The organism is Saccharothrix sp. CB00851 (genome assembly GCF_001905065.1).
Lineage (GTDB): Bacteria > Actinomycetota > Actinomycetes > Mycobacteriales > Pseudonocardiaceae > Actinosynnema.
This window is the reverse complement of sequence record NZ_LWLC01000038.1, coordinates 41,168-53,102: the sequence shown is the minus strand read 5'-3', so window position 1 is coordinate 53,102 and position 11,935 is coordinate 41,168. Positions and strand designations below refer to the sequence as shown.

General features: G+C 73.5%; 7 protein-coding genes. 4 read left to right on the top strand and 3 right to left on the bottom strand.

The features are described from left to right. Positions 1-64 precede the first annotated feature (64 nt). Entirely contained in the window at positions 65-1,516 is a 1,452-nt protein-coding gene (locus A6A25_RS32305; RefSeq protein ID WP_073896758.1) for an MFS transporter, read from the top strand. Between the two features lie 158 nt (positions 1,517-1,674). Further along, complete coding sequence (locus tag A6A25_RS32300; RefSeq protein WP_241829025.1) at positions 1,675-2,892, top strand: glycosyltransferase; 1,218 nt, start codon at positions 1,675-1,677, stop codon at positions 2,890-2,892. Between the two features lie 10 nt (positions 2,893-2,902). Here the strand turns inward: A6A25_RS32300 and A6A25_RS32295 are convergent, their stop codons facing one another. Next, positions 2,903-4,540: an FAD-dependent monooxygenase gene (locus tag A6A25_RS32295; RefSeq protein WP_073896756.1), complete on the bottom strand. Its 1,638-nt coding sequence runs from the start codon at positions 4,538-4,540 to the stop codon at positions 2,903-2,905. A 299-nt stretch (positions 4,541-4,839) separates the two neighbouring features. Here A6A25_RS32295 and A6A25_RS32290 point away from each other — a divergent pair, with 299 nt between their 5' ends. Both A6A25_RS32290 and A6A25_RS32285 read left to right on the top strand, forming a co-directional pair. Further along, positions 4,840-6,327, top strand: a complete 1,488-nt coding sequence (locus A6A25_RS32290) for a flavin monoamine oxidase family protein (RefSeq protein WP_073896722.1) — start codon at positions 4,840-4,842, stop codon at positions 6,325-6,327. Then, positions 6,324-7,505, top strand: coding sequence for a cytochrome P450 (locus tag A6A25_RS32285; protein WP_083668848.1), 1,182 nt, complete (start codon positions 6,324-6,326; stop codon positions 7,503-7,505). The genes A6A25_RS32290 and A6A25_RS32285 overlap by 4 nt, the downstream gene beginning before the upstream one ends. A gap of 51 nt (positions 7,506-7,556) precedes the next feature. Here A6A25_RS32285 and A6A25_RS32280 read toward each other — a convergent pair whose 3' ends face one another. Both A6A25_RS32280 and A6A25_RS44950 read right to left on the bottom strand, forming a co-directional pair. Beyond that, positions 7,557-8,702 carry a cytochrome P450 gene (locus A6A25_RS32280; RefSeq protein WP_073896721.1) on the bottom strand — a complete coding sequence of 382 codons (1,146 nt, stop codon included), beginning with the start codon at positions 8,700-8,702 and terminating at the stop codon, positions 7,557-7,559. Positions 8,703-8,733: 31 nt separating this feature from the next. After that, positions 8,734-11,673, bottom strand: a complete 2,940-nt coding sequence (locus tag A6A25_RS44950) for a ferritin-like domain-containing protein (protein ID WP_073896720.1) — start codon at positions 11,671-11,673, stop codon at positions 8,734-8,736. Between the last annotated feature and the right edge of the window lie 262 nt (positions 11,674-11,935).

Sequence of the window (11,935 nt, the reverse complement as noted above, 5' to 3'; positions counted from 1 at the left end):
GCGCGGGCGATCCGAGGCTCGAAACCTCCAGCGTCCCCATCGTGTGGAAGCCGGAGGCTCCATCGTGTCCGTCCCCGTCCCCGTCCCCTCGCTCGACCCTCGGCGCTGGTGGGCCCTCGCCGTGTTCTCCCTGACCCAGCTCGTGGTGGTGCTGGACGCCACCATCGTCAACGTCGCCCTCCCGCGGGCGCAGGAAGACCTGGGTATGACCGACGCCCAGCGCCAGTGGGTCGTCACCGCCTACGTCCTGGCGTTCGGGGCGCTGCTGCTGCTCGGCGGCCGGGTCGCCGACTACTGGGGCCGCAAGCGCGGCTACGTGGTCGGGATGCTCGGGTTCGGAGCCGCGTCGGCGTGGGGCGGGCTCGCGCACAGCCCCTCCGAGCTGATCCTCGCTCGCGGCCTGCAGGGCGTGTTCGCCGCCCTGCTCGCACCGGCGGCGCTGGCCCTGTTGACGGTCACGTTCCCGTCCGGGCGCGAGCGCGGCACCGCCTTCGCCGTGTTCGGCACCGTCGCCGGGACCGGCGCGGCGGTCGGCCTCGCCCTGGGCGGCACGCTCACCCAGTTCGCGGGCTGGCGGTGGTGCCTGCTGGTCAACATCGCCTTCGCGCTGGTCGGCCTGGTCGGCGCGCTGGCGTTCGTCTCCGAGAGCAGGGCCGACGGCGACAACCGCTACGACGTCGCCGGCGCCGTCACGGTCACCCTCGGCTTGGGCGGCCTGGTCTTCGGGTTCACCCGCGCCGAGGCGGGCTGGACGGACTCGTGGGCGGTCACCTCCCTGGCGCTCGGCCTGGTGCTGCTCGTCCTGTTCGTGTGGATCGAGTCCCGGGTCGCCCAGCCCCTGCTGCCGCTGCGCGTCGTCCGCGACCGCGTCCGCGCCGGGGCGCTGCTCATCCAGGCGATCGTCGGTGCGGTCTTCATCGGGATGACCCTGTACCTGGCCTTCCACCTGCAGATCGTGCTCGGCCTGAGCCCGCTGCTGGCCGGGTTGGCTTCCCTGGGCATGACGGTCGCCACCATGGTCACCGCGCCGGTCGCGGCGAGGCTGTTCGCCAGGTTCGGTGCGCGCGTGCTGATGACCGCGGGCCCCCTGGTCGCCGCGGCCGGGATGCTGCACCTGACGCGCATCACCCCGGACGGCGGTTACTGGGACCAGGTCCTGCCCGGGCTGCTCGTCACCGGTGTCGGCATCGCCTGCACCATCGTCCCGCTGCAGAACGTCGCCCTGGCCGGCGTCGCCCCGCGCGACGCGGGAGCCGCCTCGGCGCTGGTCAACTCGGTCATGCAGATCGGCGGCTGCATCGCCCTGTCCGTGTTCACGACGATCTACCTCGCCACCGTCGAGGGCGCGGGCGGTCCGCCGCTGCGCGCGTTGACCGACGGCTACGCGGCCGTCTTCCTCGCCACCGCCGTCGTGCTCGTGATCGCCGCCCTCATCGCCGCGACCACGCTCGGCGGGCACCGCGCGGCGCCGTCGTCCCAGGAGGCCGGGCACGGGCAGTTCACCCACACCGGCTGAGGTCGCCGGGGCCGGGCTCGTCAGCGCGACTCGTTCGGGTGCGTGCGCAGGTGGCGTGACCTGGTTCGCCTTACCGTGGTCGTCGGCAGGTGACGGTCACCGGGCGGTGATCGGATCAGGGGCAACCGAGAGGCGCGCCAATGCGAGTGCTGTGCTGCGTGACCACCGCTGTCTCCCACGCCAGGGCGCTGCTCCCGGTGGCGCGGGCCCTGGCGGGCGCGGGGCACGAGGTCCTCGTGGCGACCACGGTGCCGCTGCTGCGCGTGTTCGACGGCGAACCGTTCCCCGCCCGACCGGACCTGCCGCCGCTGATCCCCGACGTGAGCCCGGCCCTGGCCGAGGCGGGCCAGGGCGCCGAGGAGGACGCGCTCACCCTGGCCCGCAAGGTGAGCGTCCGCCTCTTCGCCGGTCCGCACATCGTCAAGGGGTACCACGCCCTCGCCGCGGTGGCCGAACGGTTCCGCCCCGACCTCGTGCTGCGCGGCGAGGCCGAGTTCGCGGCCGTGCTGCTCGCCGAAGAACTCGGAGTACCGCACATCCCCGCCCCGGCCGGTACCGCCAACGCACTGCTCCCGGACTACCTGCTCGTCCAGCTCAACGCGCGCAGGCGCGAGCTCGGCCGACCGGAGTGGGACGACCTCGAACCGCTCCACCGCCACGGTCGGCTCGACTTCATGCCCGCGTCGTACTCGTTCGCCCCTCCCGACCTGCCGGACGCGATCACCTGCCGGCAGCCGGACGCCATCGACCGCGCGGAGGTCTTGCCGGACTGGGTCCTCGCACTGCCCGCGGACCGGCCCCTGGTGCTGGCGTCGTTCGGGACCGTCATCTCCGTGCTGCACGCGCAAGCCGTCGACCCCTTCACGGTCGCGGTGCAGGCCGACACGCGGTCCGCCCTGCTGGCCGTCGTCGCCGCGCTCGCCGAGACCGACTGCGTCGGCGTGGTCGCCACCGGCGGCCTGATCCCGGCCGACTCCCCGGTTCCCGGGAACGTCCGGCTCGCCGACCACGTCCCCCAGCCCTTGCTGCTGCGCTGCGCCCAGCTGTTCATCACCCACGGCGGCTACCACGGCATCCGCGAGTCGATCGCGGCCGGCGTGCCGATGGCCGTGCTGCCCCGGTACGGGGACCAGTTCGCCAACGCCCAGCGGGTCCGGGAACTCGGGCTCGGCCTGCACGTGACCGACAGCTCGGTGGAGTCGATCGCCGCGGCGTGCCGGACCCTGCTGGACGACGCGGCGGTGACCGCGCGGGCCCGACTCGCCCAGCGCCACATGCTCGCCCTGCCGCCGGTGGAGGACCTCGTCCCGCGCCTGGAGCGGATCGCCGCCGGTGCCCCGGCGCCCGTGGGCGCCGGCGCTTCCCCGATTCCGTAGCACGGGCCCGTCAGCCCGACGGCACCGCCGCCAGGACCGAACCGCGGACCGCGTCCACCAGCCCGACCGGGTCCGCGGGCAGCCGCTCGCCCCGCCAGGCGACGTGGCCGTCCGGGCGGACCAGCACGAACGGGCACGCGTACATCCGCGCCACCTCCGGGTCCGCGCACTCGACGACCCGCAGCGGGACGTCCCGCGCGTCGAACGCCCCCCGCACCTCCCGGGTGCCCTGCGGGTCGTGCTCGAAGCACAGGAGGACGAACCCCTCGCCGAACACGTCCAGCAGGGACACACCCGGCCGCAGCCAGGCGTGCGCGGCCCGGGAACCGGGGTCGCTGCCCGGTCGCCACTCCGGCGTCAGGTCGGCGCCGGTACCGAGGATCAACGGGGAGCTGTAGCGGTAGCCGAAGTGGACCTCGGGGTTGTCGAACTCCTTGCTGGCACCGCCCGCGCGCAGCCGCTCGGCCATCTCCGCGCGCCGTCGCTCGCCCTCCGGCGTGTCCGCGCGCAGGTCGACGGGCAGCTCGCGGGCCAACGTCCGCTGGAGGTGCTGGTTGGCGGCTTCGAGGCTGTCGAGCGCGACCGGCCGCCGCTCGGCCTCGTAGCTGTCCAGCAGGTGCTCACCGCCCCAGCCGCAAAGGTGGGCGGCCAGCTTCCAGCCCAGGTCGGCGGCGTCGGCGATGCCGATGTTCATGCCGAACCCGCCGGACGGCGACACGGTGTGGGCGGCGTCCCCGACCAGGAAGACCCGGCCGTGCCGGTAGCGGTCGGCCACCCGGTGGGTGAGGTGCCACTCGTCGTCGGCCACGGGTTCGACCGGTGTGTCGAACGCGATCGCGTCCCGCAGCAGCGCGGTCGCGTCCGCCGTCAGCGCCGGGCCGGACACGGTCAGGTTGAACAGCTCCCTGCCGTCCATCGAGCGCAGCGGGTAGCGCAGCTCGTTGGAGAGCATGAGGAAGTAGACCATGGCCGGCCGGTGGCCTTGCTCGAGCAGGTGACGGGTCAGCTCCGGCGCGCGGAACAGGATGTTGCGCAGCACCTTGGTCTCGTGCCGCGCCGGCGCGTCGATGCCGCACCAGCGCCTGACCGGGGACGAGGCGCCGTCGCAGGCCACCAGGTACCTGGTCCGGATCACGCTCGTCGTGTCGGTGCCGAGGTCGGTGACGTGCGCGGTGACGCCGTCGTCGTCCTGGGTGAACGAGTCCAGCCGGTGGCTCAGCAGCAGCGGGCCGTCCGGGGCCTTGCCCACCGCGCCCACGAGCAGCGGTTGCAGCCAGTGCGCGGGGCAGACCTGGTCCGGTTCCGGCGTGTGCCGGAACTCCGGGCGGGTGGCGACGCTGCCCCGCTCGAAGCGGTGCAGCTCGTGCCCGCCGACCCGGGTGACCCAGGCGACGTCCAGCGGGTGGTCCGGCGGCCAGCCCGCGGCGCGGATGTCGTCGGCCAGCCCCCACCGCCGGAACAGCTCCATCGACCGCGGTCCGATCGTGCTCACCCCGGGTTGGGGGATCCGTCCGTCCCGCCGCTCGACGACCAGGTGGTCGATCCCCCGGTAGCGGAGGTCCAGCGCCATCGCCAGGCCCACCGGGCCGGCTCCGACGACCAGGACGTCCGATTCGCGGGTCGAGGGCGGTGCACTGCCTGCGGGCACGGGTGCCACCTCCGGTCGTGGTCGGTCCGCTCCTCCCGTCGATTCTGCTGGCCGCACGGGGCGCGCACATCTTCGGCCATCCGATCGGGTAAAGACTTTAGTCGCGTCAGGTGTCCATTAAGGACAGGAGTGGTCGCCGGTTCCGCTGCGTGACCTGTGTCTTGGAATCCCTCTGACGGTGGGAATTTCGAGTGGCACCAAGGGCGGAGGGGTTGCTGGGACAAGGGAACTCTGCACACCGTGGTTGCGCAACGAGGGCGCGGTCGCGGTCGCTGAGATGCCCTATCTGAGGAGATTTCATGCCCGGCATGCACGTGGTCGACCGTCGTTTCACCACCGATCATCCCTACGAAGCGGCAAGACCCGGTCCGGAAGCCCCGCACATCACGATCCTGGGCGCGGGTATCGCCGGGTTGGTGGCCGCCCACGAGCTGGAGTCGCTGGGGCATCGCGTGGAGGTGCTGGAGGGCAGCGGGCGCGTGGGCGGTCGCATCTTCACCCACCGCTTCGGCGCCGACGGGCCGCTGGTGGAGCTCGGCGCCATGCGGGTGCCCGGCGACCACCGGTACACTTTGGACTACGTCCACCGGATGGGTCTGTCCGGTAAGGTCCGGCCGTTCCGGACCCTGTTCTCCGAACCGCAGGCGTACCACGCCACCAGCCGGGGCTTCGTCCGGCTCGGCCAAGCCGCGCGCATCCTGGTCGAGGACTTCCGCGCGGAGCTCGCCGACAACCGGTACCGCGAGGAGACCGTGCTGTTCGGCGCGTGGTTGACCGCGATGGGGAACGCGATCGGTCCGGCCGGTTTCCGCGAGCGCGGTTTCACCGCGGAACTGCTGGACGCGGTGGACCGGGTCGACCTGGCGCCGTTCGTGGTGGGCCCCGACCGCGATCAGGTCGACCTGCACGCCTTCTTCGCCGCGCACCCCGGGGCCCGGGCCGGCTGCGGTGGCCGGCTGGCCCGGTTCATCGACGACGTGCTGTCGGAGACCAGCCCAGACCTGGTGCGCCTCGAAGGCGGGATGGACCAGCTGGTCCAGGCGCTGGTGTCGCGGTTGCGGTCACCGGTGCGCCTCGGGTGCGAGGTGGTCGGGCTGGAGGTGTGCGGTGAGCGGGTGCTGGTGCAGGTCCGCACCGGCGACCGCGTGGTCACGCGGAGCTGCCCCCGGGTGCTGTGCACGCTGCCGTTCTCGGTCCTGCGCCGGATCCGGTTGCGCAACCTGAGCCGGGCCAAGGTCGAGGCCATCCGCGGCATGACCTACTGGCCGGCCACGAAGGTCGCCTTCCACTGCCGGGAGGCGTTCTGGACCGGGGACGGGATCTCCGGCGGCGCGTCGTTCAGCGGCGGGCGCGTGCGCCAGACCTACTACGTGCCGGCGGAGTGCGACCCGGCGCAGGGTGCCGTGCTGCTGGCGAGCTACACGCTGGGGGAGGAGGCGGAGTCCTTCGGTCGGATGCCCGCGGACGACCGGCACGAGGCGGTGTTGCGGGAGTTGAGCCGGATGCACCCGGAACTGCTGGAGCCAGGCATGGTGATCGGCGCGGCCAGCATGGCGTGGGGCCACCACTGGTGGAGCAGCGGTGCGGCGGTCAGCCAGTGGGAGCTGGACGACGCCGGCCGGGCGGAGGAGCGGCTGCGGGCGGCGAGCCCGGAGAACGGGTTGTACTTCGCGGGGGACCACTGCTCGGTGAACCCGGCGTGGATCGACGGCGCCATCCGGTCCGCGGTCGACGCCGCGCGGCGGATCCACCTGGACAGCCGGACGCGGACGGCGGTGTCGGCGTGAGCGTGCTGCACGTGACCCGGTCCGACCTGCCGCCGTTCGACCACCGCTCCCTGGGGCAGGAGGAGATCATCCGGCCCTACCCGCTGTACCGGCGGTACCTCGCGGAGGAACCGGTGCACTGGAGTTCCGCGAGCGGCGCGTGGTACGTGTTCGGCCACCAGCCGACGATGGAGGTGTTGGGGAGCGCGGACTTCACCCGCGGCGGGTTGGTCTTCCCGCCCGGCTGCGACGCGCTGACCCGCCTCGTGCGGGACTGGCTGGTGTTCCTCGATCCGCCGCGGCACACGCGGCTGCGGTCGGTGCTCGCCGGCCGGTTCACCCTCGCCGCGGTGCGTTCCCTGCGCCCGCGGGTCGAACGGGTCGCCGACGGCCTCGTCGCCGCCCTCGCGGGCCGACCCGAGATCGACCTGGTGGCCGACTTCGCGACCAGGCTGCCGCTGCACGTGATGTGCGACCTGCTCGGCCTGCCCGCGGCCGACCGGGAGTGGCTGCACCGGCGCGCGCTCGCGCTCCAAGAGGCCAGCTCGACCCGCAAGGGCGACTACGCCGCCGCCGAGGAGGCGGCCCGGGACCTGGGCGACTACTTCCTCCGGGCCGCCGCCGACCCGGCCGAGGACGGGCTGCTCGCGCCGCTCGTGCGGGCCGGGTGCACTCCCGACGAGGTCGCCGGCACGGGCGTGCACCTGCTCACCGCGGGCCACGAGACCACGGCCCACCTGATCGGCAAGTCCGTGCTGGCGCTGCTGGACCACCCGGAGGTGTTGCGCTCGCGGCCGGTGTTCACCGCCGACCACGTGGACGAGCTGATCCGCTACGACGGCCCGGTGCAGATGGTGAGCCGGCGGGCCGGGCGGGACGTGGTGCTGGGCGGTCGGCGGGTCCGGGCTGGCGACAAGGTGGTGCTGGTGCTCGGCGCCGCCAACCGCGATCCAGGCCGCTTCGAGCAGCCCGACGAGCTGCGGCTGGACCGGGCACCCCGCCGGCACTGCGGGTTCGGTTACGGCGCCCACCGGTGCCTGGGCGCCGCCCTGGCGGGCCTGGAGACACAGCTCGCCCTGACCGCGCTGGTGCGGGCCCTGCCCGCGCCGCACGCCGCCGGGCAACCGGTGAGCTACCACCACGACCTGATCTTCCACGGTCCGCGGACCCTGCCGTTGCGCACCGGCTGGCCGGGGTGACGCGACAGCACCCGGTGCCCGGGACGGCGCAACGCCGCCCCGGGCACCGGTTCAGGCCGTGCCCCGGAGGCGGACCGGCAGCGAGGTGAGCTGCCGGATGGCGTACCCGCTCACCCAGCGGGTCTCACGGGTCGTCCGCGTGGCGTCGGGGAACTCCCGGAGGAACTCGGTCAGGGCGATCCGGAGCTCGGCACGCGCCAGTGCCGCGCCGACGCAGTAGTGGGCGCCGTAGCCGAACGTGTAGTGCGCCGTGGGCGGTGAGGCGTGGTTGACGGCCGAGATGTTGAGCAGGACGGGCTTGCCCGCCGGGATCTCGTGCTCCTGGAGCAGCACCGGGGACGTGGTGAACCGCCAGGTGGCCAAGGGGAACGGCGGGTGGGCGCGCAGGGCGGCCTCGACGCGCGCCTCGACCTCCCCCGCGGTGGTCGGGCGCCTGTCCGGTGGCTCGTCCAGCACGTCGGCCAGCAGCGCGGCCAGCACGCTCGTCGTTGATTCGTGCCCGGGGATGACCAGGCCGGGGGTCCAGGTCGCGATCTCGACGGTGCTGACCGAGCCGTCGGCTTCGTGCAGCGCCAGCAGGTCGGCGATCATGCCGGGGCGCAGCTCGTGCCGTCGTGGGCCGAGGAAGGCCCCGACGCCGCCGTAGAGCTGGACGCGCCCCCTTTCGCGCTCGGCCTCGTCCGCGCCGTGGGTGACCAGCCGGCAGGCTTGGACGAGCGTTTCGCGCATCTCCGGCGGCAGCCCGAGCACGGCGCTGATGACCGCCACGGGCAGCGGGTAGGCGAGTCGGGGCACCAGGTCGACGTCCCCGTCGAGCGGGCGCAGGAGGTCGCGGACGACCTCGGTGATCAGCTCCTCCCAGCGCTCCCGGTGCCGGGCCGAGAAAACCGCGGCGTGCAGCTTGCGCTGCCGGGTGTGCTCGGCGCCCTCGCTGGTGATCAGCGCGGCGGCGCGGGAGGTCTGGGCGGAGCCGATCATCCCGGTGGCGTCGTCGAACCAGTCGGGCGCCGCGTCGGCCTCCTTGGTGAGCCCGCGGTCACGGAACGCCAGGCGGACCAGCTCGGGCTCGTTCACCAGCCACACCTCGCCGCCTGCCCAGGCCACGCGGGCGAGCGGGTGGCGGCGGGCCACGTCGAGCAGGTGCTCCTGCACGTCGCCGGGGCTCACGTCGAGCCGGATGTCGACCAGGTTGGTCATGTCGGTCCCCTGGGGTGGGTTGGCGGGTCGGTCAGCGGGGTGGCCCGCCGAACCGCGCCGCGAGGTGGGTGCTGATCCCGGCCACCCGGTCGGGCACCCGGTCGTCCCGGCGGCACCGCGCCGCGAGGTCCGCGAACTCCCGCGCGATCCTGCGGCGGGCCACGTCGGGCCGGGACACCGGGACCGGGGGCTCCGGCAGTTCGAAGGAAGGGCCCGCAGTGCGGCCGGGAACGCCGGAGGGCAGCGTCACCAACAGCTCTGCGAGGGGCCGCATCATCCCCGTCATCACGTCGATCGCGGCGTTCATCAGCTCGGACCGGCGCAGGCTGGTGTCGGGTCGTTCGGCGAAGTGCTGCGCGGTCAGCAGCAGCATCAGGCAGTAGGACCTGTTGAACAGCGCCATGACCCGCGCGGTGTCGGGGTCGGTGACGGGTTGGCCCACCCCGGAACCGGTGCCCGTGGTCGGGTTGCGCAGCACGGGGTGGGCCGGGTGCCACGGCCGGCCTTCCCCGCGGAGGTGCTCGGTCATGAGCAGGTCGGCGATCCGGCGGAAGGTGTCGTAGTGCGACGGGCCGGGGTCGCCGGCCGCCGGCAGCACGCCGCCCTCGCCCTGCTCGGTCACGAAGTCGACCGCGAACAGGGCGCTGGACAGGTCGTCCACCTCGAACTGGTAGTCGGGGTGGGTGGCGTCGATCGACTCGCGCAGGAACAGGTGGTGCTCGCCGCCGCCCCTGCCGCGCTCGACCGCGAACAGGTCCGGCACCCGGGACAGGCCGTCGCGGATCGCGCTGTAGAGCTCGCTCAGCGACCGGTACGGCCCACCGCGCGGCCGGTGGTCGTCGGGCTCCTCGATGGCGATGAACCGCTGCACGCTGCCGAGGTGCAGCGGTTCGAGCGCGAAGTCCACCGGCAGCGGCAGGCGGGCGTTGATCGTGGTGAAGTCCACCTCGGGCACGAAGAACGGCTCGCCCACGGCCATGAGGATGTTGTTGACGACCAGGTAGTGCACCATCTCCTCGCGGGCGACGCCGAGCAGACCGCCGCGGATCCCGGTGTGCAGCGTCTGCCCGCCGTCGCCGCAGGCGAGTTCGAGTTGTTCCGCGGTCCACCGGCCTTCGCGCACCCACGCCGCGCCGACGCCGTAGGTCGGCACGGAGTAGGCCGCGTAGAGGTACTGCAGCATCACCGCCAGTTCGAGGGTGACGGCCTGGCGCAGCGCGGCGACCAGCTCGGCGCGGGTGGTGATCGGCGGCGTCCACGGCGTCTGCGGCGTCTGCGCGGTGATCGGGTGCGGTGCCCGCTGCTGTTGGCGGCGCAGGTACTTCAGCAGCAGTCGCGCTTTCGGCGCCGACAGGTCCCTGGTGGGCGGCATGTAGTAGGTCTTGCCCTTGTTGCGCGGGTCGCACATCTGCCACACCAGCGTCGCGTAGGTCTCGACCATGCACCGGTCGGCGAGGCTGAACACCTCGGTGCGCATGAACGAGGACACCAGCTCGTAGTAGGCCAGGACCTTCTCGTGCACGAGCTCGAAGGTGACGTCCTGTTCCGGGATGTCGTCCAGCTCCCGGTCGTCGGGCAGCACCCGGACCGCGACGACGCCGTGCGGTCCGAGCTCGACCCGGGTGACACCGGCCCGGAGCCCGCGGACGGTGAAACCGCCGAGACCGGTGCCGTCGACGTCGACCTCGCCGATCGCGAGCAGGTCGTGCCGCTGGCGCACCACGGGGGCGACCGGGTGCGGCCTGCCGCGGAGGAACGCCCGGAATGTCACCCTGGCGTCGTGCTCCCCGGTGCCGTCGGTGTGGTCGAGGACCAGGGCGGCGTCGTCGGACTGGACGTTGAGCTCGACCTCGCGCAGCAGCTCCACCGGGTGGCCGTGCCGGTCGAGGCGGACCACCCGCAACGCCTGGTCGTTCGCGGCCTGCGCCCCGGACGCCGCGGGCACGGTGACGATTCCGCCGGTCGGCGCGTGCTCGTGCACCTTCTCGGACACGGTCGCGACCAGCTCGTCGGACTCGACCGTGCGCAGCAGCAGGTCGCCACCGCCCCAGGGCTGCGGCACCGCCGTGATCAGGTTGAACGTGACGTGCGTCGGCGACACGTCGACGCTGAGGGTGTGCAGCCCGGTGCGCTCGCCGCACGGCACGAGCAGCCGCCCGGCGGGATGGGTGCGCAGTTCCGCCGCGCGCCACGGTGCGATGGTGCCACGCAGCCGCCACAGGTTCGGCGTGTCCGGCGCCGTGGGCGGGGCCATGTGGCTGAGCGCGAACTGGACTACCAGCCCGTCGCCCGCCGCGGCCTTCAGGTGCTCGACGGCGGGGGAGGTCCCGTCCAGCCACCGCGGCTCCTCGACCACGAACTGGTAGACCACCGACCTGCGCAGCTCCGCCGCCAGGAAGTGGTCGCCGACGTCGGGCAGGTGGTCCGGGTTCTGCCACCGCGGCGGTGACGTGCCCGCCACCTGCCCGGTGACCGCGTACCCGACGTCGTGCGACCGCCCGGCGCGGCCGAAGCCGAATTGGCCGACCACGACGGTCATCGTGTCCGCGGCGGTCGGGTCGACGTCGAAGACCCGCGCCCGGTTGACGGTGGTCGCGAGGTACTCGTTGTGGTGGCCCCACATGTCCACGCTGCGGCCCACCAGCGGGTCGTCCGGGTCCAGCCGGCCGGCCTCGCGCTCCACCCCGGTGATCGTCGCGTCGATGGCGAAGTGCCCGCTGCCGCCGAAGTTCCAGCCCGCGGTCGCGCTGAACACCCCGTCGGGGCAGGGCCGGCCCGCGGCGTCGTACCGGGGACCCCGGTCCATCAGGTAGTCGTGGTACTCGTGGGCCGGCCGCCCCACCGGGAACGGGCCGCTGTCGGTGAGCGCGGTGTTGGTGGTGACGTCCACCAGGCCGCCGCGTGGCCCGGTGGGCAGGCTGGTCCGCGCCGTGCCGCCGAAGTGCAGCCGGGGCAGGTCGAACACGCTCACGGCCGCTCCAGAGCAGCGCCCCGAGCCTGATCCGACCTGCTCATCAGCACCTCCGCACCGCGTCGCGATCCGCACCGGAACCGGTCCCCGGCTCCTGCTCCCACGGTGTGCGGACCCGGCCCACCCGGCAACCCGGTTCCGCGCCGGTCACCCGAAAACCCCACCGTTGGAGCGGCGATCAGGGCCCGGCATCACCCAGCGGGACGGCCCTGCGAGCGGACCTGCTTGACGAAGCCGCGGCGGTCGACGGTTCGTCCAGCCG

Bases quoted from the DNA above. Each gene is read 5' to 3' on its own strand.
- A6A25_RS32290 (WP_073896722.1), top strand. From the start codon at position 4,840: ATGCCCGGCATGCACGTGGTCGACCGTCGTTTCACCACCGATCATCCC.
- A6A25_RS32280 (WP_073896721.1), bottom strand. From the start codon at position 8,702: ATGACCAACCTGGTCGACATCCGGCTCGACGTGAGCCCCGGCGACGTG.